Annotated in this window: 20 protein-coding genes; 4 read left to right on the top strand and 16 right to left on the bottom strand. The window is 65.2% G+C overall.

Annotated elements, in window-relative coordinates:
* Nucleotides 1-18 precede the first annotated feature (18 nt).
* Nucleotides 19-1,803, bottom strand: a complete 1,785-nt coding sequence (locus CVM73_RS12515; protein ID WP_100232287.1) for an acyl-CoA dehydrogenase family protein — start codon at nucleotides 1,801-1,803, stop codon at nucleotides 19-21.
* A 220-nt stretch (nucleotides 1,804-2,023) separates the two neighbouring features.
* Here CVM73_RS12515 and CVM73_RS12510 point away from each other — a divergent pair, with 220 nt between their 5' ends.
* Both CVM73_RS12510 and CVM73_RS12505 read left to right on the top strand, forming a co-directional pair.
* Nucleotides 2,024-2,725 (top strand): SDR family NAD(P)-dependent oxidoreductase, encoded by a 702-nt coding sequence (locus CVM73_RS12510; RefSeq protein WP_100232368.1) that lies wholly within the window; start codon nucleotides 2,024-2,026, stop codon nucleotides 2,723-2,725.
* Between the two features lie 129 nt (nucleotides 2,726-2,854).
* Nucleotides 2,855-3,685 (top strand): enoyl-CoA hydratase, encoded by an 831-nt coding sequence (locus CVM73_RS12505; protein WP_100232286.1) that lies wholly within the window; start codon nucleotides 2,855-2,857, stop codon nucleotides 3,683-3,685.
* A 216-nt stretch (nucleotides 3,686-3,901) separates the two neighbouring features.
* Here the strand turns inward: CVM73_RS12505 and CVM73_RS12500 are convergent, their stop codons facing one another.
* Both CVM73_RS12500 and CVM73_RS12495 read right to left on the bottom strand, forming a co-directional pair.
* Nucleotides 3,902-4,525: a GNAT family N-acetyltransferase gene (locus CVM73_RS12500; RefSeq protein ID WP_100232285.1), complete on the bottom strand. Its 624-nt coding sequence runs from the start codon at nucleotides 4,523-4,525 to the stop codon at nucleotides 3,902-3,904.
* Between the two features lie 68 nt (nucleotides 4,526-4,593).
* Complete coding sequence (locus CVM73_RS12495; RefSeq protein ID WP_100232284.1) at nucleotides 4,594-4,797, bottom strand: DUF1127 domain-containing protein; 204 nt, start codon at nucleotides 4,795-4,797, stop codon at nucleotides 4,594-4,596.
* 110 nt (nucleotides 4,798-4,907) lie between these two features.
* Here CVM73_RS12495 and CVM73_RS12490 point away from each other — a divergent pair, with 110 nt between their 5' ends.
* A complete protein-coding gene (locus CVM73_RS12490; RefSeq protein WP_100232283.1) occupies nucleotides 4,908-5,807 on the top strand; it encodes a transcriptional regulator GcvA in 900 nt (299 codons plus the stop codon).
* A gap of 231 nt (nucleotides 5,808-6,038) precedes the next feature.
* Here CVM73_RS12490 and CVM73_RS12485 read toward each other — a convergent pair whose 3' ends face one another.
* The 3 genes from CVM73_RS12485 to CVM73_RS12475 are packed head-to-tail and all read right to left on the bottom strand — an operon-like array spanning nucleotide 6,039 to nucleotide 8,645.
* The gene (locus CVM73_RS12485) at nucleotides 6,039-6,452 is read right to left on the bottom strand and encodes a Rieske (2Fe-2S) protein (protein WP_100232282.1); all 414 of its coding nucleotides are present in this window, start codon (nucleotides 6,450-6,452) and stop codon (nucleotides 6,039-6,041) included.
* Nucleotides 6,452-7,561, bottom strand: coding sequence for an amidohydrolase family protein (locus tag CVM73_RS12480; RefSeq protein ID WP_100232281.1), 1,110 nt, complete (start codon nucleotides 7,559-7,561; stop codon nucleotides 6,452-6,454). Before CVM73_RS12480 ends, CVM73_RS12485 begins: the two co-directional genes overlap by 1 nt.
* Before the next feature lie 25 nt (nucleotides 7,562-7,586).
* Nucleotides 7,587-8,645, bottom strand: a complete 1,059-nt coding sequence (locus CVM73_RS12475) for an amidohydrolase family protein (protein WP_100232280.1) — start codon at nucleotides 8,643-8,645, stop codon at nucleotides 7,587-7,589.
* Between the two features lie 144 nt (nucleotides 8,646-8,789).
* Here CVM73_RS12475 and CVM73_RS12470 point away from each other — a divergent pair, with 144 nt between their 5' ends.
* Nucleotides 8,790-9,272 carry a CinA family protein gene (locus CVM73_RS12470; RefSeq protein WP_100232279.1) on the top strand — a complete coding sequence of 161 codons (483 nt, stop codon included), beginning with the start codon at nucleotides 8,790-8,792 and terminating at the stop codon, nucleotides 9,270-9,272.
* Between the two features lie 195 nt (nucleotides 9,273-9,467).
* Here CVM73_RS12470 and CVM73_RS12465 read toward each other — a convergent pair whose 3' ends face one another.
* The 10 genes from CVM73_RS12465 to CVM73_RS12420 all read right to left on the bottom strand — a co-directional run bounded on the left by CVM73_RS12465 (nucleotide 9,468) and on the right by CVM73_RS12420 (nucleotide 19,621).
* A complete protein-coding gene (locus CVM73_RS12465; protein ID WP_100232278.1) occupies nucleotides 9,468-9,743 on the bottom strand; it encodes a DUF1488 family protein in 276 nt (91 codons plus the stop codon).
* 136 nt (nucleotides 9,744-9,879) lie between these two features.
* Entirely contained in the window at nucleotides 9,880-10,494 is a 615-nt protein-coding gene (locus CVM73_RS12460) for a tetratricopeptide repeat protein (protein ID WP_100232277.1), read from the bottom strand.
* Between the two features lie 120 nt (nucleotides 10,495-10,614).
* Nucleotides 10,615-12,084: an AMP nucleosidase gene (locus CVM73_RS12455; protein ID WP_100232276.1), complete on the bottom strand. Its 1,470-nt coding sequence runs from the start codon at nucleotides 12,082-12,084 to the stop codon at nucleotides 10,615-10,617.
* A gap of 162 nt (nucleotides 12,085-12,246) precedes the next feature.
* Complete coding sequence (locus CVM73_RS12450) at nucleotides 12,247-13,581, bottom strand: HlyD family type I secretion periplasmic adaptor subunit (protein ID WP_167406803.1); 1,335 nt, start codon at nucleotides 13,579-13,581, stop codon at nucleotides 12,247-12,249.
* Nucleotides 13,582-13,591: 10 nt separating this feature from the next.
* Nucleotides 13,592-15,340, bottom strand: coding sequence for a type I secretion system permease/ATPase (locus CVM73_RS12445; protein ID WP_100232274.1), 1,749 nt, complete (start codon nucleotides 15,338-15,340; stop codon nucleotides 13,592-13,594).
* A 261-nt stretch (nucleotides 15,341-15,601) separates the two neighbouring features.
* On the bottom strand, nucleotides 15,602-15,871 hold the full coding sequence (locus CVM73_RS12440; RefSeq protein ID WP_100232273.1) for a GlsB/YeaQ/YmgE family stress response membrane protein: 270 nt from the start codon (nucleotides 15,869-15,871) through the stop codon (nucleotides 15,602-15,604).
* A gap of 111 nt (nucleotides 15,872-15,982) precedes the next feature.
* Nucleotides 15,983-16,960: an ABC transporter ATP-binding protein gene (locus CVM73_RS12435; RefSeq protein WP_100232272.1), complete on the bottom strand. Its 978-nt coding sequence runs from the start codon at nucleotides 16,958-16,960 to the stop codon at nucleotides 15,983-15,985.
* Complete coding sequence (locus tag CVM73_RS12430) at nucleotides 16,957-18,372, bottom strand: amidase (RefSeq protein ID WP_100232271.1); 1,416 nt, start codon at nucleotides 18,370-18,372, stop codon at nucleotides 16,957-16,959. The genes CVM73_RS12435 and CVM73_RS12430 overlap by 4 nt, the downstream gene beginning before the upstream one ends.
* On the bottom strand, nucleotides 18,369-18,566 hold the full coding sequence (locus CVM73_RS12425; RefSeq protein WP_024338962.1) for a hypothetical protein: 198 nt from the start codon (nucleotides 18,564-18,566) through the stop codon (nucleotides 18,369-18,371). The genes CVM73_RS12430 and CVM73_RS12425 overlap by 4 nt, the downstream gene beginning before the upstream one ends.
* On the bottom strand, nucleotides 18,563-19,621 hold the full coding sequence (locus CVM73_RS12420) for an ABC transporter ATP-binding protein (protein ID WP_167406802.1): 1,059 nt from the start codon (nucleotides 19,619-19,621) through the stop codon (nucleotides 18,563-18,565). Before CVM73_RS12420 ends, CVM73_RS12425 begins: the two co-directional genes overlap by 4 nt.
* Between the last annotated feature and the right edge of the window lie 199 nt (nucleotides 19,622-19,820).

The following is a 19,820-nucleotide window of genomic DNA, read 5'->3' as shown; positions in this document are numbered from 1 at the left end:
GAGAGGTGAAGAGAGAGCCTACGCTGCCAGAACCAGTTCGCCAACCTCGCTCATGCCGGCGGCGCGATCACCGAGCAGCAGCGCGGCGATCTTCGCCTGCGCGGCATTTTCCGTCAGCCGGAACGGATCGCTCGGCGTCACGCGATGGTCGATCACGAGGCGCGACAGCAGCAGCCGGCGTGCATCGCCGCGCATGGCATGGATGCGGTGCGCCTCCCATGCCAGCGCCACGGCACTGGCGACATGATAGAGCAGGCTCGTCGCGCGGCGCGCATCCGCCTCGTTCTCCGACTTGGCCGCGACCTCACGTGCGAAGCCGACGGCGCGATCGGTGAGGCCGCGCAGATGGTCGCGCCAGGCCTGCGGCACAGAGGCGCTGTCGTCGAGCCGCGCGTGCAGATCGGCGGCGAGCGCGGACTCCGCGCCGTGACGGCCTACTGCGCGCCGCAGTGCATCGATGGCGACGATGTTGCCGGTGCCTTCCCAGACCGAGCCGAGATGGGCATCGCGCAGCAGGCGGGCGGTGGCGAATTCCTCGATGTAGCCGATGCCGCCGCGCATCTCGAGCGCATCACCGCAAACCTTGCGCGCATCGCGCGTGGCGCGGAATTTCAGCGTCGGGGTGAGGATGCGCAGCAGCGCCGCGGCATCCTGGCTGCCGGCTTCCGCGCGATCGAGCGCGTCCGCAGTGAGAAAGCTCATCGACAGCGCCTGCTCGACCGGCAGCATGATCTTCAGCATCTGCCGCCGTCCCAGCGGCAGGTCGATGATGCGGCTGCCGAACACGACGCGGTTCGTCGCCACGGTCATCGCGTCATGATAGGCGCGGCGCATCAGCGCGGTCGACTTGACGCCGTTGGAGAGCCGCGACGAGTTCACCATCTCGGCCATCTGCACAAAGCCGCGGTCGAGCTTGCCGACCGCGTACGCGACCGCGCCTTCGAGCTTGATCTCGCCCGAGGCCATCGAGCGCGTGCCGAGCTTGTCCTTGAGACGCACGATCCGGTAGTGGTTCTGTGCGCCGCCATCGAGGAAGCGCGGCATCAGGAACAGGCCGACGCCGCGCGTGCCGGGGCCGGCGCCTTCGGGGCGCGCCAGCAGCATCACGACTTTCGCGTCGGCATTCGAGCAGAACCACTTCTCGCCGTACAGACGCCAATGGTCGCCCTCCCGCACCGCGCGCGTGGTCAGCGTGCCGACGTCGGAGCCGCCCTCTTTCTCGGTCATGAACTGGCCGCCTTGCGTCAGCTTGCTCATGTCGGTCGAGGTCAGGCCGTCCAGATATTTCGCCTTCAGGTCCTCGCTGCCGAAATTCGCCAGCAGCTTGGCGCAGCCATCGGTGACGTTGATCGGGCAGCCCATGCCGAATTCGGTCTGGTTGAACAGGAAGGTGAAGGCGTGCTTGGCGACCACAGGATATTTGTCCGGCCAACCCATGATGCCCTTGCGGATCGAGAGGGCGTGGATGCCGAACTGACCGAATGCAGCGTTCTCCAATTCGCGATAGGCCGGGTGATATTCGATCCATTGCACGTCGCGGCCGAACTTGTCGCGCTGGTGCAGAATAGGCGTGTGCCGGTCGGCAAGCCGCGCGCATTCGTCGAGATGGCCGCCAGCGAGCTCGCCGAGGCGATCGAGGTGCGGCTCGATGTGGCGGAACAGTGGCTCGGGCAGATGGATGCGCAAAAGGTCCGCCAGCGCCGGATCGGCGCGGTAGAAATTCATGCCAGTGGTGTCGGGCGCCAGCAGGCCGGATGGTGCGGCCGCGACATCTTGTGGCTGCGCTGTGACCGGCTTGTGCATGATCGTCCTCTTCGTTTCCGTCCGACGGCAATTCTTTGCGCTTGCCGCTTCGAATGATGTCGATCATGCTCCAGTCGCGGACAGCGATAAAGCCGCAAATTGTCAGGGCGGCATGATCGCCGCGAGGGAGCAATTCGCCCTGCGGAATTGTGACCGCGCCGGCTGGTTGTCCGCGCGGACCATGCATAGATCAACGGCTCCCTGTCTGCGAGATCACGCCATGGAACATCCGAAATACAAGATCGCCCTCATCGTTGGTGCCGGCGAAGGCCTGAGCGCATCGCTGGCGCGCCTGCTTGCAGCACAGAGCATCCGCGTCGCGCTCGCCGCGCGCAAGATCGAAAAGCTTGGCGCGCTCTGCAGCGAGACCGGTGCGAAGGCCTATGCCTGCAACGCCACCGAGCCTGACGAGGTGGAGCGGCTGTTCGGCCTCGTCGAGCGCGAGATCGGCACCCCCGACCTCGTCATCTACAATGCCTCCGGCCGCACGCGCGGGCCGTTCGTCGATCTGGTCCCGACCGATGTCGCGCAGGCGATCGCGGTCAGCGCCTATGGCGGCTTCCTGGTGGCGCAGCAGGCAGCCAAGCGCATGCTGCCGAACCAGCATGGCGCCATCCTGTTCACCGGCGCTTCGGCCAGCGTCAAGGGTTATGCGCAGTCTGCCCCATTCGCGATGGGCAAGTTCGCGCTCCGCGGCCTTGCGCAGAGCCTGGCGCGCGAATTGTCGCCGCAGGGCATCCATGTCGCGCATTTCGTGATCGACGGTGGCATCAAGAGCACCGCGCGGACGGAAGCCGCGGACAAGCCGGACTCGATGCTCGATCCCGATGCGATCGCGCAGAGCTATTGGAACGTGCTTCAGCAGCCGCGCAGCGCCTGGAGCTGGGAGCTGGAGCTGCGGCCCTGGGTGGAGAAGTTTTGAGTTGGTGAGTCATTCCGGGACGATGCGAAGCATCGAACTATGGTGCGCACTTGCGCACCTGAGAATCTTGAGATTCCGGGTCTGGTCCTTCGAACCATCCCGGAATGACGACAAAAATGGGGAGGCGACATGACCACGGAAACCACCATCGACACCGGCACCAATGAGCTGCTCTGCGTCATCCGCGACCGCGTCGCCATCATCACGCTGAACCGGCCGGAGGCGCGCAATTCCCTCTCTGATGCGCTGACGCCGGCGTTGCGCACGATGATCCGGAGTTGCGGCGAGAACCCCGATGTCGGCGCGCTGCTGATCACCGGCGCGGGCGAAGCGTTTTGCGCCGGCGGCAACGTCAAGGGCATGGGCGCGCATCGCGACAAGGCAAAGCTCGACATGTCCTTTGACGACAAGGTCGCCGATCTCCAGGAACGGCAGCGGCTGCTCACCGGCGCGCTGGTCTCGGTGCGCAAGCCGACTATCGCCGCCCTGCCCGGCCCCGCGGTCGGCGCCGGGCTCGCCATCGCCATGGCCTGCGACATCCGCATCGCCGCGCAATCCGCCTTCGTCGCTACCGGCTATGCCCGCATCGCCCTCAGCGGCGATTACGGCATCGCCTGGCTGCTCACCCGCCTCGTCGGCACCGCGCGGGCGCGCGAATTGATGTTCACCGGCGATCGCGTCGACGCGGCGCGCTGCGAGGCCATCGGCCTCGTCAACCGCGTCGTGCCCGGCGACAAATTGCAAACTGAGGCGTTCGCGCTGGCCAAACCGCCCGCCGAAGGCCCGCGCCTCGCGCTCCGCTACATGAAGGACAATCTCGACGAAGCCCTGCTGTTCGACTTCGAAACCGCCCGCGACCACGAAGCCGAGCGCTTGATCCGCCTCCCCACGACCGCCGATCACAAGGAAGCGGTGCAGGCCTTCATCGAGAAGCGGAAAGCGGTGTTCACGGGGAAGTAGTCGTCCTAGATCGAATTTTTCCGTCATTCCGGGGCGATGCGACGGGACCGCGCAAGGCGCGGTCCGAAGCATCGAACCCGGAATCCATTTGGCGACAAGACGCGCGGTGAAATGGATTCCGGGTTCGCGCTACGCGCGCCCCGGAATGACGCTGGAAGGAGACCGGAGGCAAAAAATACCCGGCTCTGGCTTAGCCAGGCCGGGCTTGCAGTGGTGTCAGGCCGAGGCTGAGGGGCTGTCGGCCTGACGGGAAAGGGCGGCGAGGCGCCAGCTCGCGCAGGGAATGTTTTTCGGCGCGACCGTGATCTCCTTGTCGAAGCGCACCAGCTTCCAGTCGTCTGGATGGTTGACGAAGGCGAAGCCGGACTTGCGCGCGAGCGAGACCATGGTCTCGTTGGAGCGCAGCGTGTCGCCGAAGATGTGCTCGGCGCCGAGCGCGGCCGCGCGGCATTCCAGATTTTTGAGCAGCGCAGTGGCGATGCCGTGGCCGTGCCAGCGGTCATCGACCGAGAGACCGAACTCGAGCGTCGCGGTCTCGGCATGGAAGGCATAGCGCGCTTCGGCCACGATGGTCTCGAAGCCGTCGACCATCATCGTCGCCACGATCGTGAAGCGCTCGCGTTCGCCGACCTGAAGGAAATCGTGCAGCAGCCCCTTCGGCAACTCACTGATCGCCCCGAAGAAGCGGTTGTAGCGAGAGCGGGTCGAGAGCGAGCGGAAATAGTGCTGGAGCTCGTCGGTGTCGCGCGGCTCGACGAAGCGGACATTGAGCGCTTCGCCTTGCCGGGTGCGCAGCGTGTCCGAATATTGCCTGAGGTCTTCGAGGCGGAGGGTGCTCATGACACATGCCCAAGCGAAGAGGGACCGCCGGCGCCCCTGTCATCAGGCGGCGCCGGCCTGGCGGCCAATCAGGCCCGCCAGAAGGGTTTGTCGGCCTCATAGGCGATGTCGCTCCAGGACAGTCCAACGTCCTGGAGATCTCGCGCGGTCCAGTTGGTCAGCTCGCGCCTGGTGCGGTAGCGCTCGTGCCAGACATGAAGCGTCTCGCCGATCTGCTGGATCAGGCCTGGCACATGATGATTTGTCATCGAATTGTCAGTCAAAGTAGACATCTTCAGCTCCTGGAGCTAAGTTGGCCGCTAATATCTGCTTCCTGCTGCGCTGCGACAAACGACAATTTGTACCTTTTCGCATGAAATAACGTCATGTATCCTGCTGCCAAATGACTGCCAGATTGCCGTCCCTGAACGGATTGCGGGCGTTCGAGGCCGCCGCGCGCCATCTCAGCTTCACGCTGGCAGCCAGCGAGCTGAACGTGACCCAGACCGCGATCAGCCATCAGATCCGCAGGCTGGAGGAGGAGCTCGGCATCCGCCTGTTCATCCGGCAGAACCGCGCGCTGGCGCTGACGCCGGAGGCGCGCGACTACCTCCCGGGCGTCCGCGCCGCCTTCAACGACCTCCGCCTTGCGACCGACCGCCTGCTGCGGAAAGAGGACGACAAGGTGCTGACGGTGTCGACGCTGGCCTCGCTCGCAGCCAAATGGCTGCTGCCGCGCCTGACCGATTTCCAGGAGCAGCATCCCGGCATCGACGTCCGCATCACCACCTCGGCCAGCCTCGTCGACTTCCAACGCGACAATGTCGATGCCGCGATCCGCTATGGCCGCGGCCAATGGCCGGGCGTGCGCGCCGACTGGCTGATGGCGGACGAGCTGTTTCCGGTGTGCAGCCCTTCGCTCATTCGCGGCGACAAGCCGCTGCGTCGGCCCGAGGATCTGCGCAATCATCCGCTGCTGCACACCTCCAACGCCAATAGCGACGATTGGCGACTGTGGCTGACCGCGGCGGGCCTGCCGGCCGACATCGCAAGGCAACCCGGCATCACCTTCGACATGATCTTCATGACCATCCAGGCCGCGATCGACGGCATCGGCGTCGCGATGGGGCGGACCTCCTACGTCCAGGACGACATCGCCAAGGGCCGGCTGGTGGTCCCCTTCAAGATCGCGCTGCCGGCCGATGCCGGGTTCTACCTGGTCGCACCAGCGGGCCGCCGCGAGGCGCCGAAACTTGCCGCATTCCGGCAATGGGTGCTCGCGGCGGCGCAGAATAAAGCCTGAAGATCATGCCGACATAGGTGGCGGGGCATTGATGGTTACTTCATTCACGCCGCCTCTTACCCTCCCCTGGAGGGGGAGGGTCGGTTCACATTGAGCGCAGCGATATTGTGAGACGGGGTGGGGTGAAGGTCCCTCCGCATCAAGCACTGCCCGTGGGGAGAGATCACCCCACCCCGCTCGCGCTTCGCGCGATCGACCCTCCCCCTCCAGGGGAGGGTAAAGAGGCGAGAGCTACAATTCCACCACCACGTAATCGCTCTCGACCTTCACTGGAATGGTCTCCGCGACATACGGCCCCTTCACCACGCTGGCGCCCGGCTCGACATGGGCTGGATACGCCTTCACGCGGAAGCGGCGGGGGTCGCAATAGGATTGGCCGGTGCGGATGTCGAACTCCCAGCCGTGCCAGGGGCAGCGAATGATCTCACCTAACTTGGTGTATTCGATCTCGCCGGGATTGCTCGACTGTGCGAGACCGATCAACGGCCCCTCGCATAGCGCCGCGCCCTGATGCGGGCAGCGGTTCATCAGGCCGAAATATTCGCCCTTGATGTTGAAGACCGCGATCGGCCGTCCGTCGATCTCCAGGAATTTTCGCGTGCCGGGCGGAAGCTCGTGGACCGCGGCAATCACATGCCGCGCCATCAATTTATTCCGTACAGCTTCTTAGCGTTGCCGAGATAGAACGCCTCGCGATTGGCCTCGCTGACGCCCGCCGGCAGCACGCGCGACGGCTCGTCATAGTCCCAATGCGGATAGTCGGTCGCGAACAGGAGCCGGTCCCAGCCGATCCATTTGATGACGTCGAACAGATCCTCGCGCCGCTCCGGATCCTCCATCGGCTGCGTGGTCCACCACACCTGCTCGCGGATATACTCAGAGGGCGGCCGTTTGACATGCGGGACCTCGCTGCGCAGCCGCTGCCAGGCCTTGTCGAGCCGCCAGCACAGCGACGACGCCCAGCCGAAGCCGGCCTCGATCATCACCATCTTCAGTTTCGGGAAGCGCTCGAACACGCCTTCGAGCACGAGGCTCGCCAGCGCCGATTGCTGGCACTGCGAGTGCCCGACCATCTCCTCGATGTAATAGGATGGCCAGCCCGAGGGCGTGATCGGGTTGCCGCCGAAGCCGAAGGCGTGCACGCCGACGGGAAGATCCGCCTCTTCGGCGGCCTGGTAGATCGGCCAATAGCGACGCTGGCCGAGCGGCTCGACGTTGCGGCTGAGCAGCAGCACCTGCACGAAGTTCTTGTCGCCGGCGCGCTCGCGGATCTCGGCGGCGGCCGACAGCCCGTCCTCATTGCCAACGACGATGGACGCCTTCAGCCGCTTGTCCTTGCTGGTCCATTTGTCGATCTGCCAGTCGTTGATCGCCGAGCATAACGCGGCCGAGAGCTCGTGATTGCGGATGCCCTGCCCGGTGTTGAGCGGATTGAGCACGCCTAACTGCACGTTGTTGGGATCGAGCAGCTGCTTCTGCATGAAAGCGAGCGAGGAGCCTTGCGGGCCGCCTTCCGGCGGATAGGCATCGCGGCGCGAGGCATTGGGCTGGGCCTTCGGATAGGGCGGTCCTTCCATCATGCCCTGATAGGCATGGACGCCGTAGACTTCGAGGTGATGCTGCCAGCGCTTGGCGAGGTAGGGATAGAGCTCGGTGCGGGTGGCGCGTGCCGGATGGATGTCGCAGTCCGCGATTGCGGTTTTGACGGTCAGTGGGGAAGCGGCTTCTTGGTTCTCGCGGAACTGGATATTCATCGCCTTGCCTCCTTTGGCAGCGGGCTCACGTCAGGCGGGGATAGGTTGCATGGGGATTGTCGATCATGATCTTGCGCACGAGATCGGGGGACAGACCTTCGGGCAGCGCGTCCTGGGCGTCGAACTGCCAGTGCGGATAGTCCGTGGAGAATAAGACCAATTCGTCCGACTGCATATGCTCAAACAGGCGAATTAATGTCTCGGGTTCCGGCGGCGCATCAAATGGCTGTAACGAGAAGCGGATGTTGCTGCGCACAATCTCTAGCGGCGCGCGATCGACCCACGGTGTCTCCATCCGCACCCCGCGCCAGAACTTGTGCAGGCGCCAGAGATAGGACGCGATCCAGGAGACGCCGGACTCCAGCATCACCATCTTCAGCCGCGGATATCTGGCGAACACGCCCTCGACGATCAGGCTGGTGAGCTGGGCCTGGAACGCCTGGGCCTGACCGACATAATCCTCGATGTGATAGGACCCCCAGCCCACGGCGGTCGGCGGATTGTGATAGGCGGAACCGGCGTGGATGCCGACCGGGAGTTCCAGACGTTCCGCGGCCTCATAGATCGGCCACAGCGCGCGTTTGCCGAGCGGCGTATCGCCCATCACCAGCATGAGCACTTGCACGAAGCGCTTGTCCTGTGCGCAGCGCTCGATCTCGGCGACGGCCTTCTCGATGCTTTGCGTAGGAATCACGATGGAGCCACGCAGCCGCGCGTCGCGATCGAGCCACTCCTTCGCCAGCCAATCGTTCAGCGCGCGGCAGAAGGCGGCCTGCATGTCCTCGGAAAACACCATCTGTACGCCGTAGAGCGGATTACAGATGGCATGCTTGAGCTGGAAGGGATCAAGCACATGGCGCTGCATGGCTTCCAGACTTTCGCCGGGTTTGCCGGTCTCGGGCCGCCAGTCCGGCCGCGCCGTGATCGGCGAATTTTGCGGATAGGATTGCGAGACGAGGTCGACCATGCCGCGCGTCGTCACCTGATCGCGCCAATAGTCGTTCAGGAACGGCAGCAGGCTGGTCAGATGCGGCACGGCCGGATGCACGTCGCAATCGATGCCGCAGGCGATCAGGGACGCCATCACGTCTCCCTTCTCACGTTTCCTCGCATGTCAGTTCTTGTACCTGCCATTCAAGCAGGCCTGCCCGCCGCCCGCAACTCGGCCAAGCCTGCTGTCATATGCTAGGAAGGCTGAGCTCGGTTGCGAAGGAATGAGGGGTACAGAATGAAAGAGCTCGTCGGCATCGCGGAACAGGTTGCAGCACAACTGATCGCGCGCAAACAGACCATTGCGGTTGCGGAATCATCAGCCGGCGGCCTGATCGCGGCCAGCCTGCTCGCGGTGCCCGGCGCATCCGCCTATTTCCTCGGCGGCGCCGTGGTCTACACCCGCGATGCCAGGCGCGTGCTGATGGATATTTCGGACGAAGGAATGAAGGGCTTTCGGTCGTCCTCGGAGCCTTATGCAAAGCTGCTGGCCGAGCAGATGCGCAGCCGCTTCAATTGCGACTGGGGCCTGTCCGAGACCGGCGCCGCCGGCCCCGCCGGCAACCGCTACGGCGATGCCGCCGGCCATAGCTGTATGGCGATTGCGGGGCCTGCGTCAGAGGTGATGACGCTGGAGACTGATAGCAATGACCGGCTCGCCAACATGCAGATGTTCGCGGCGACGGCGCTAAGGTTGCTGCTGAGGAAGCTGGAGGGGTGAGCGGCGGCACGGATGAAGTGAGCCGGGATAGCCCCGCTACCAACACTGCTGTCATCGCCCGGCTTGACCGGGCGATCCAGTACTCCGAGGCGGCTATGATTGAATCGACGGGCCGCGGCGTACTGGATGCCCCGGTCAAGCCGGGGCATGACAGCGGAGAGTGGGGAGCGATGACGGCGGAATATGGAGCGACAGCTACCGTCCCAAATGCCGCATGAAAATCCGCACCACATAGCCCGGAAATCGCGGCGCCTCGTCGTAGAGATCTGACGCGATCCGCTCGATGGTCTCGCGCAGCGACAGGAATTGCGCTTGACGCGCACTGCTTTCGGTGCCCTGCATGCCCGCGAGCTCGTCCATCGCGGCGTCGCTGATCTGGCACTGCACCACATCGCCGTCGTTCAGCATGGTGAAGCGAAAGGCCAGCCGTTCAAGGTCATGGCCGATGATCTTGTCGCGCGTCAGCGGCATCCAATTGTCCCGTTCGTACCCCCCGAACGGGACAATGCTGAAAATCTGACGCCTTGTCACTATCCGAACCAAAGGACATGGCTATCATCCGAAGCCCATCAGCAGCGCGGCTCAATGACCCGGCTGCTCTTCAGCTTCAGTAGACGAGCGCCGTGCCGGTCGGCTTATCGAGCGCCGCGGCCAGCGATCGATACTCCTCGCAATCGGTTCCGCAGATCGATGCAATTCGGCCAAGGTGATAGAGCGCTTGCTCGCGATTGCCGCGCTCGAGCTGCCACAGTCCATAATATTGCCACGTCAGCACGTGGTTCGGATCTGCCTTCAATGCGCGCTCGTACCAGGCCTGGGCCTGCTCGTAGTCGCCGAGCTTGCGATAGGAATACCCGATCAGGTTGGCGACGTTCGGATGATCGTCATGGCCAAGTGACGTCAATTGCGCGATCGCGGCCGCATAGTCGTTGCGCTGGTAGATCGTGTCATAGGCCATACGATAGCCGGCCGCGAATGCGGGATCGTCGATGCTGGACTGGTTGTTCGGCTTCTTACCCTTGTGGGTGGACTTGGTGTCCGGGCGCTTCGGATAGGTTGGCTGCGGCTTCTGATCCGAATAGGCCCCGGCATACGGATCCGTGGAGCTGAGGCCGCCTCCACCGCCTCCACCACCGCCGCCTCCGGCGGCAAAGGCCGGCAAGCTCAGCAAGGCTGCCGCAAACGTACCCAGCGCGACGAGTCTGATCATCGCTGTGATCATGTCTGTCTCCTACTGCTTCGAGCGGCCCCGGACGAGGTGATAACCCCTGCGCTTGCAACAATATTCCGGGACGTTGCGCTCACGGAGACGTCAGCGTTCGTACGACAGCTCTGTTGTCCTTTACTGGAACGCCACTTCGGCAAAGCTGCGAAGCTTGCGCGAATGCAACCGCTCCGATTCCTGCTGCTTGAGCCGCTCCAGCGCCTTCAGGCCGATCTCGAGATGCTGACCGACGCGGCGGCGGTAGAATTCGCTGGCCATGCCGGCGAGCTTGATCTCACCGTGCAGCGGCTTGTCGGAGACGCAGAGCAGCGTGCCGTAGGGAACGCGGAAGCGGTAGCCGTTGGCGGCGATGGCAGCCGATTCCATATCGAGCGCGACCGCGCGCGATTGCGACAGGCGGCGGATCACTTCAGGCCCGGAAATCTCCCAGTTGCGGTTGTCGACGCTCGCCACCGTGCCGGTGCGCATCAGGCGCTTGAGCTCGAAACCTTCAAGCCCCGTGACGTCCTCGACCGCCTCCTCGAGCGCGACCTGCATCTCGGCCAGCGCCGGGATCGGCACCCACAGCGGCAACTCGCGATCGAGCACATGGTCCTCGCGGACATAGCCGTGCGCGAGCACATAGTCGCCGAGCCGCTGCGTGTTGCGCAGGCCCGCGCAATGGCCGAGCATCAGCCAGGCATGCGGGCGCAGCACGGCGACGTGGTCGGTGACGTTGCGCGCATTGGACGGACCGGTGCCGATGTTGATCAGAGTGATGCCGCGATAGCCGGGTGCGACCAGGTGGAAGGCCGGCATCTGCGGTGCGCGCAGGGGCGCCATGCCGCTGATTGCTCCACCACTGCTTGTGATGACGTTGCCCGGCGCGACAAAGGCTTCGAGGCCGGCCTCGCCGGACTGAAGCCGCTGCTGGCAGAGTTGCGCGAAGGCGTCGACATAGAACTGGTAGTTGGTGAAGATCACGAAGTTCTGGAAATATTCGGGGTCGGTGCCGGTGTAGTGATAGAGCCGGCGCAACGAGTAATCGACGCGGGCGGCGCGGAACAGGGACAGCGGTTCGGGCGCCCCCGGCTGGAGCTCGAAGGTGCCGTCTGCAATCGAATCGTCCATCGTCGCGAGATCAGGCACGTCGAACGCGTCGCGCAGCGACCGCGTGACGGCGGAGCTCTCGCTGGTCGTGATGGCGGCTTCGATGTTGATGTCGCGGCGATAGGCGAAGTGGATCGGAATCGGCTCGGCGGACTCGCCGATCTCGACGGGAACGCCATGGTTCTGGATCAGGAGCCCGATCTGCTCGGTGAGATAGCTGCGGAACAGATCCGGCCGCGTGACGCTGGTCTCGTGCACGCCGGGGCCGGCGACGAAGCCATAAGCGAGACGCGAATCCAGTCGCGCATGCGTCGCGGTGGTGAGACGGACGAAGGGATAGTGGGCCCGGACCCGCGTCGTGATCGCTTCGCCATTGACGTAAGCCTCGAACCGGTCGCGCAGGAATTTCGTGTTGCGCTCGTAGATCTCTTCGAGGCGGGCGACGGCCGCGGACGCATCGGAGAAGGATTTGGTGGCGATGGACGGAGGGGACTGCATGGTTCGACCGCCGGGTTACTGTTTGCAGTCGCAGTATAGCAAACTGACAGCCAAGTCGTCATTGCGAGCGCAGCGAAGCAATCCAGAAATCTGTCCGCGGAGGCAGTCTGGATTGCTTCGCTACGCTCGCAATGACGAGGAAAGACGACGCGCTGTCGCGCGTCACTTCTCCCGGAAGGCGCGCATCAGCTGGTCGTGCAGCGGCTTCATCAGATAGGACAGCATGGTGCGGTCGCCGGTCTGGACGAAGGCTTCCACGGGCATGCCGGGAATCAGCTTGACGTCGCCGAGCCGGGCGACCTCTTCGGCCGGCATCGAGACGCGGATGGTGTAGTAGCCCTGGCCGGTGCGCTGGTCGGTGGTGACGTCGGGCGAGACGCGGCTGACGACGCCGTTGAGCTCGGGCGTGGTGCGCTGGTTGAACGCGGAGAGGCGCAGCAGCGTCTTCTGGCCGATCTGGAGCTTGTCGATGTCGACCGGATTGACCTTGGCCTCGACCTGGAGATCGTCGGCCTGCGGCACGATCAGCATCAGGGTATCGCCGGCGGTGACGACGCCGCCGACCGTGTGCACCGTCGATTGCAGCACCATGCCGTCCTGCGGCGCGCGGATGTCGACGCGGCGGAGCTGGTCTTCGGCGGCGACCTTGCGCTCGATCAGCTCACCGATCTTGTCGTTGGTCTCGCGCAGGTCCTTGGAGACTTCACTCACGACGTCCTTGTCGACCTGGATGATCTGCAGCTCGGTCTCGGTGATCTTGCCCTTGGCCTGGGCGCGCGAGGCGATGTACTGCGCGCGCTCGCCGTTGAGACGGGCCGAGTCGCGTTCGAGCTGGGTCAGGCGCGAGAGCTGCACCAGACGCTTGTCGTAGAGCTCGCGCACGCCGGTGAGCTCGTTCTGCACCAGCGCGATCTCCTGATCCTTGGCCTTCTCCTGGGCGCTGAGCCCCGCGATCTCCTCGTTGAGCTGCGTGATGCGCTCGCGCAGCTGGGCTTTCTGTCCGGTGCGGCCGTTGACGCGGACGTCGAACAGCTTGGTCTCGGCGGAGAGCAGCAGCTTGACGTCGGGATCGCTGGCGCGATCGAGGAGGCTTTGCGGGAATTCGATCTTGTCGACACCGCGCTGCTCGGCCTGCAGTCGTGCCGCGCGCGCCTGCGCAGCGTCGAGATTCTTGGTGACGATCGCAAGATTCGCCTTGGTCACGGTGTCGTCGAGGCGCACCACGATGTCGCCGGCCTTGACCAGGTCGCCGTCGCGGGCGCGCACCTCGCCGACCACGCCGCCGGTCGGATGCTGCACCTTCTTGACGTTGGATTCGACCACGATCTGGCCCGGCGCGATCAGCGCGCCCGAGATCAAGACGGTCGACGCCCAGCCGCCGAGGCCGACGACCAGGACCAGCACGATGCCAAGTCCGAGCAGCAGGTGAAACTTGATCGAGTCCCGAACGGTCTTCTTCGCGGCAGGCTTCGGGCCGCCGATGGCCATCGTGCTCATGACTTTGTGCTCATGATTTGGCCACTCCGCCTTCACTGACGATCTTGATCGGTGCCGGCGGCGTCACGCGCGGCTGCAGCACCTGGGCGAGCACCTGCTCTTTCGGTCCGAACGTCTGCATGCGGCCGTCGCGCAGCACCAGGATCTGGTCGACCGCCTCGACGCCGATCGGCCGGTGCGCCACCACGACGACGATGGCGCCGCGCTCGCGCGCTGAGCGGATGGCGCGGGTCAGCGCCTCATCGCCCTCGGTGTCGAGATTTGAGTTGGGCTCGTCGAGCACGATCAGGAAGGGGTTGCCGTAGAGCGCGCGTGCCAGCGCCACGCGCTGCGCCTGGCCTGCCGACAGTGCAGCGCCCTGCTCGCCGACTTGCGTGTTGTAGCCCTCGCGCATCTTGATGATCATCTCGTGCACGCCGGCTTCCTTCGCAGCCGCGATGATGCCTTCAGAGGTCGCCGCGGGATCGAACCGGCTGATGTTCTGCGCGATGGTGCCGCCGAACAATTCGACGTCCTGCGGCAGGTAGCCGATGTGGCGGCCGAGCATGTCGGAGGACCATTGATCGAGCGCCGCGCCGTCGAGCCGCACCTTGCCGCGCACCGGCTGCCAGACCCCGACCAGCGCGCGGATCAATGACGACTTGCCGGAGCCGCTCGGGCCGATCACGCCGAGGCCGTTGCCGGCGGCGAGCGTGAAGGTGATGTCCTGCACCACGAGACGCTGATCGCCGGGCGGCACCATGGCGACGCCTTCGACCGAGAGCCGGCTGGTGGGCGCCTGCAACTGGGTCGGCATCGTCTGCGCCGGCATCTGCTCCAATAGACGCGTGAGGCGGTGCCAGCTCTGGCGCGCGGCGACGAAGGATTTCCAGTGCGCAATGGCGAGATCGACCGGCGCGAGCGCGCGGGCGGACAGGATCGAGCCGGCGATGATGATGCCGGCGGTCGCCTCCTGGTGGATGACGAGATAGGCGCCGACCGCGAGCACGGCCGATTGCAGCATCATGCGCAGCACTTTCGCGACCGCGCCGAGACCGCCAGCGACGTCGCTCGCCCGCTGATTGCCGGCCAGGTATTTTTCGTTGGCCTCGCTCCAGCGCTGGTTCATCCGGCCGGCCATGCCCATGGACACCATGACCTCGGCGTTGCGGCGGCTGGCCTGGGCGAGATCGTTGCGCTGGGCGGCAAGACCCATCGCCTCTTTCGCCGGCTGGCGGGACATGAACTCGGTGACCAGCGTCAAGCCGACCAGGATGATGGCGCCGACCAGCGCGGTGACGCCGATCAGGACGTGAAAGGCGAAGCAGATGGCGAGATAGAGCGGCAGCCAGGGCAGATCGAAGAACGCGCTCGGGCCCATGCCGCCGAGGAAGGAGCGGACATTGTCGAGATCGCGCAGCGGCTGCAGTCCCTCGTTGCGGCTGCCGACCAGGAGCGGCAGGCGCACGACGGTGTCGAACACGCGCTTGTTGAGGGCCTCGTCGAGCGCGGTACCGATCCGCCCCAGGATGCGGTTGCGGATCATGTCGAGCACGCCCTGCGCCATGTAGAGGAAGCTGGCGAGGATGATGAGGCCGACCAGGGTCGGAATGCTGCGGCTCGGCAGCACCCGGTCATAGACCTCCAGCATGAAGATCGACCCGGTCAGATAGAGCAGGTTGATCATGCAGCTCATCAAGCCGACGCCGATGAATGCCGTGCGACAAGCGCGCAAGGCGTCACCGAGCTCTGAACGGCGGACGCCAGGGATGGCTGCCATCAGTCTGATCTCTTTCAGGTGGGGGCCACAGCCCCTGATTTCACGGGCAATTCAGGGTACTCGCCCCCGATTAACATCCTGTTCACTCTGCGTCCAACGCAGCCGAGTTCATCCAGAACGCTGACGGGCCACATCTACCCCTGACGGCCGCACACGCAAGTCCGGTATTTCACAGTCTTTGCGGCTTTTTGGTGCAGAGGCTGCCGCCCTCCCCAGCGAAGGAGAGGCGGCAAGTTCCGATCGATCGAACCGAGCGGCCGGCTAGAGCCGGCCGCCGCCGCGCACCAGCCGCACCACCAGCAGCAGGATGACCGCGCCGATCGCTGAATAAACGATCTCGGATACCAGGCCGGTGCCGAGCCGAATGCCGAGCTTCGGAAACAGGAAGCTCGCCACCAGCGCGCCGGCGATGCCGACCACGATGTCGCCGATGATGCCGAACCCGGTCCCGCGCACCACCTTGCCGGCAAGCCAGCCGGCGACCAGGCCAACGAACAGGATGACGAGCAGGCCTTCGTTGGAAATGTACATAAGTGAGGTCCCTCTCCGTGAACGCAGCCATGGAACGGGAACCGGGATGAATGGGGTGTGAATGGTATGACGAGGCTCGCGTTGCCGCAGCCTGGGTCAACTCGTCCGAAACTATGACACCGCGGTGACGGGCTCCGCCAGCACGCACCGCGCCGCCCGCCCCGGGCCGACCTCCACATTCGCAGGCAGTTGCTCCAGGCAACGCGGCTCGGCGAGCTTGCAGCGGGGGGCGAAGGAGCAGTTGTGGGGCCTTTCGGCCAGCGAGGGCGGGGTACCAGGGATCGTTTCCAACCGCGCCCCGCGCTTGGCGCCGTGGATGGTGGAGGCGAGCAGGCCCTTGGCGTAGGGATGCACCGGCGAACGGACGATGTCGCGAAGCGTGCCCTGCTCCACGATCTGGCCGGCATACATCACCGCGACGCGGTCGCAAATCTCGATGGCGACCCCGATGTCGTGGGTGACGAAGATGACGGACATGCCGAACTCGCGCTGCAGCTCGCGCAGCAGCAACAGGATCTGGATCTGCACGGTGGCATCGAGCGCCGTGGTCGGCTCGTCCGCCAGCAGGATTTTTGGCCGGCAGGCGAGCGCCAGCGCGATCATCGCGCGCTGGCGCATGCCGCCGGACATCTCGTGCGGATAGGCATCGAGGCGGCGTTTCGCCGAGGGAATGCGCACGACCTCGAGCATTTCGAGCGCCCTCGCCCGCCCTTCGGCAAAGCTCTTGCCTTCATGGCGCACCACGCTCTCGGCGATCTGCGCGCCGATGGTATAGACCGGATCGAGCGCGAGCGCGGGCTCCTGGAAGATCATCGACACGGTCTGGCCGCGAAACGACGACAGCTGCTCGTCGTTCATGGCGAGCACGTCCTGTCCCATCACGTTGACCGTGCCCGAGATCTGCGTGCGCTTCTTCGGCAACAGCCGCATCAGCGCACGCAAGGTCACGCTCTTGCCCGAACCGGATTCGCCGAGCAGGCCCAGCACCTCGCTGTTGCCGAGCGACAGGCTGAGGTCGTTCACGGCATAGACCGTGCGCTCGCCGGTGAAGCGGATGTTGAGGCCTGATATCTCGACGAGTTTGGTCATGACGGCAGCTTGGGCAATCGATCGTGATAGTCGGTGGCGCGCTGGAAGGCCGAGCCGATGGTGAGCAGGGTGGCTTCGTCGAAGGAGCGGCCGATCAGCTGCATGCCGACCGGCAGGCCGCTTTTGGTGAAGCCCGAGGGCACGGTGAGCGAGGGCAGGCCCAAAAAATTCACCGGGCGGGTGAACAGCGTGAGCCGCTGCAACAGCGCCGGCGCGTTCGGGCCGCCGCCGACGTCGCTCTCCTCGATCGTCGGTGCCGGCACCGGCGAGGCCGGTGCGATCACGGCATCGACTCCCGCTGTCGCGGCACTGTGGGCGGCAAGCGCGGGGCCGCGCCAGCGCATTGCCTCCAGATAGGTGATGGCGGGAATGGTGAGACCGTTCTGGAGCCGCATCAAGACCTGCGCGCCATAATCCTGCGGACGCTCGATCATCCAGCGCTTGTGGAAGGCGGCAGCTTCCGCGGCGAGCACGAGCTGGCTGGCCGAGGACAATTGCCGCTGGTCCGGCAGCTCGACCTTGACGATGTCGGCACCTTCGCGCTTGAGCACCGCGATGGTCTCGTCCAGCACGCGCGCGACCTCGCTGTCGAGATCGTCGACATAGAAGGACGCGGGCACGCCGATCTTGAGGCCCTTCAGCGAGCCTTTCGTCGCCGCGACGTAGTCCGACAACGGCTCGTGGCTGCAGGTCGAATCGGCGGGATCGGGGCCGGCCATCAGCGCCAGCAGCAGCCCGCAATCCTCGGCGGTGCGGGCGAGCGGGCCGACGGTGTCGAGCGATTGCGACAGCGGCATTGCGCCGGCGCGGCTGACGCGGCCCACGGTGGTCTTGAGGCCGGTGACGCCGCAGAAATGCGCGGGCATGCGGATCGAGCCGCCGGTGTCCGAGCCGAGCGCGGCATAGGTCAGCCGCGCGGCGACCGCGGAGCCGGAGCCGGATGAGGAGCCGCCGGTGATGTGGGCGACGTTCCAGGGATTGCGCACCGGGCCATAGTGGGCGTTGTGACCGGTTGGGCCATAGGCGAACTCGGCCAGATGCAGCGTGCCGAGGCGGACCTGGCCGGCGTCCTTCAGCCGTTGCAAGGCCGTCGACGTGACGGTCGGCACGAAATCGCGGCGGATCAGCGAGCCGCAGGTCGTGACGTGGCCGGCGTCGTAATACATGTCCTTGTGCGCGAGCGGCACGCCATGCAGCGGCCCGCGAATATTGCCCTTGGCGAGCTCGGAATCGGCGGCCTCGGCCGCCTTCAGCGCGGCCTCCGCTTCGAGCGACATGAACGCGTTGAGGTGCGGCTGCCATTGCCCGATGCGGTGCAGCAGCGCACGCGTCACCTCTTGCGAGGACAGCTGCTTCATCGCGATCGCACGCGCGACCTCGGTGAGCGTCATCAAGGCGGGCTCACGGCTCATTTCGACACCTTCTGGGTCTGCGCGAGCACATAGCCGGCGGGCTCGAGATCGAATGGCAGCGTGCCGGCGATGGCGGCGAAGCCTTCGAAGGCAGGTCCGATGGCATTGGAGATGCGGGTTGCGATCTCGTCGTCCACGGGCACGCCGGCAATTTGCGCGATCGGCTTGATCTCTTTCGGCGTCGGTCTGGTCATGCGGTTTTCTCCCTGGGCGCGCGGCTGTGGCCTGAACCCGGTATCGCCATGTAGCACGCGGCCTCGTGGCCCATTCTATCGAGCGCGGTGAGCTTTGGTGTCGCATTTGCGCAGAGCGGCTCCGCAAACGGACAACGGGTGTGGAAGCGACAGCCCGAGGGCGGATCGATCGGATTGGGCGGGTCGCCTGATATTGGCGGCGTCTCGGTGCGCTTGTCGGGGTCCGATGACGGCATCGCCGCGAGAAGGGCGCGCGTGTAGGGGTGCGCCGGCGCGTCCCAGACCTGGTCGACCGGACCGAGCTCGACGACCTCGCCGAGATACATCACCAGCACGCGGTCCGAGATGTAGCGGACGACGTTGAGGTCGTGGCTGATGAAGAGATAGGTCAGGCCGAACTCCCGCTTGAGGTCGGCGAGCAGATTGAGCACCTGGGCCTCGACGGATTTGTCGAGCGCGGAGACGGCCTCATCCAGGATCACCAGCCGCGGCGAGAGAGCAAGCGCACGGGCGATGTTGACGCGCTGGCGCTGGCCGCCCGAAATCTCGTGCGGATAGCGGTTGGCGAAGGTTTCCGGACGCAAGCCGACCTTGCCGAGCAGCTCGCGCGCCAGATTGCGTGCCGCGCCGTCTGCCATGCCGTGGACCTTGGGGCCGAAGGCGATGGATTCCTCGATCGTCAGGCGCGGATTGAGCGAGGCGTAGGAGTCCTGGAACACCATCTGCATGCCGCGGCGCAGCTCACGCAGGCTCAGCGACTGGCCGACAGTCATGCCGTCATAGATGATATCGCCGTCATCGCGCGGCATCAGGTGCATCAACAGCCGCGCAGTGGTCGACTTGCCGCAGCCGGACTCCCCGACGATGCCGACCGTCTCGCCCTTGGCGACGGAGAAGGAGACATTGTCGACCGCACGCACGGTACGCTTGGCGGCGAACAGCCCGCCGCGCACCGGAAAGTGCTTGGTCAGGCCGTTGACCTGCAACAGCGGCTGCGCGACGCCGCCGCGGTCCTCGACTTGCTCCAGCATGGCGATCGTTTCAGTCGTCGTCATGGCCGCGCTCCTTCTCTCCCCGTCGGGGAGAGGTCGGCGCGAAGCGCCGGGTGAGGGGGCGCGGCAAACTCGGTGGAGCGTAACCCCTCACCCGGATTGCACCTTGCGATGCAACATAGCCGAAGCTTCGCTTCGGCGTTCTTAGGAACGGCCGCCAAAGGCGGCCTACGCCTCTCCCTTCGGGAGAGGTGTAGCACCA

Source organism: Bradyrhizobium forestalis (genome assembly GCF_002795245.1).
GTDB classification, from domain to species: Bacteria; Pseudomonadota; Alphaproteobacteria; order Rhizobiales; family Xanthobacteraceae; genus Bradyrhizobium; species Bradyrhizobium forestalis.
Note: the sequence above shows the minus strand (reverse complement) of the source record. Positions and strands in the feature narration are given on the sequence as shown.

Coding starts and splice junctions, on each gene's coding strand:
- CVM73_RS12425 (WP_024338962.1), bottom strand. CDS start 18,566: ATGACCAGACCGACGCCGAAAGAGATCAAGCCGATCGCGCAAATTGCC.
- CVM73_RS12485 (WP_100232282.1), bottom strand. CDS start 6,452: ATGGCGCGGCATGTGATTGCCGCGGTCCACGAGCTTCCGCCCGGCACG.
- CVM73_RS12505 (WP_100232286.1), top strand. CDS start 2,855: ATGACCACGGAAACCACCATCGACACCGGCACCAATGAGCTGCTCTGC.
- CVM73_RS12500 (WP_100232285.1), bottom strand. CDS start 4,525: ATGAGCACCCTCCGCCTCGAAGACCTCAGGCAATATTCGGACACGCTG.
- CVM73_RS12455 (WP_100232276.1), bottom strand. CDS start 12,084: ATGCAGTCCCCTCCGTCCATCGCCACCAAATCCTTCTCCGATGCGTCC.
- CVM73_RS12435 (WP_100232272.1), bottom strand. CDS start 16,960: ATGACCAAACTCGTCGAGATATCAGGCCTCAACATCCGCTTCACCGGC.
- CVM73_RS12475 (WP_100232280.1), bottom strand. CDS start 8,645: ATGGCGTCCCTGATCGCCTGCGGCATCGATTGCGACGTGCATCCGGCC.
- CVM73_RS12430 (WP_100232271.1), bottom strand. CDS start 18,372: ATGAGCCGTGAGCCCGCCTTGATGACGCTCACCGAGGTCGCGCGTGCG.
- CVM73_RS12490 (WP_100232283.1), top strand. CDS start 4,908: ATGACTGCCAGATTGCCGTCCCTGAACGGATTGCGGGCGTTCGAGGCC.
- CVM73_RS12465 (WP_100232278.1), bottom strand. CDS start 9,743: ATGCCGCTGACGCGCGACAAGATCATCGGCCATGACCTTGAACGGCTG.
- CVM73_RS12420 (WP_167406802.1), bottom strand. CDS start 19,621: ATGACGACGACTGAAACGATCGCCATGCTGGAGCAAGTCGAGGACCGC.
- CVM73_RS12480 (WP_100232281.1), bottom strand. CDS start 7,561: ATGAATATCCAGTTCCGCGAGAACCAAGAAGCCGCTTCCCCACTGACC.
- CVM73_RS12460 (WP_100232277.1), bottom strand. CDS start 10,494: ATGATCACAGCGATGATCAGACTCGTCGCGCTGGGTACGTTTGCGGCA.
- CVM73_RS12470 (WP_100232279.1), top strand. CDS start 8,790: ATGAAAGAGCTCGTCGGCATCGCGGAACAGGTTGCAGCACAACTGATC.
- CVM73_RS12495 (WP_100232284.1), bottom strand. CDS start 4,797: ATGTCTACTTTGACTGACAATTCGATGACAAATCATCATGTGCCAGGC.
- CVM73_RS12445 (WP_100232274.1), bottom strand. CDS start 15,340: ATGGCAGCCATCCCTGGCGTCCGCCGTTCAGAGCTCGGTGACGCCTTG.
- CVM73_RS12515 (WP_100232287.1), bottom strand. CDS start 1,803: ATGCACAAGCCGGTCACAGCGCAGCCACAAGATGTCGCGGCCGCACCA.
- CVM73_RS12450 (WP_167406803.1), bottom strand. CDS start 13,581: ATGAGCACGATGGCCATCGGCGGCCCGAAGCCTGCCGCGAAGAAGACC.
- CVM73_RS12440 (WP_100232273.1), bottom strand. CDS start 15,871: ATGTACATTTCCAACGAAGGCCTGCTCGTCATCCTGTTCGTTGGCCTG.
- CVM73_RS12510 (WP_100232368.1), top strand. CDS start 2,024: ATGGAACATCCGAAATACAAGATCGCCCTCATCGTTGGTGCCGGCGAA.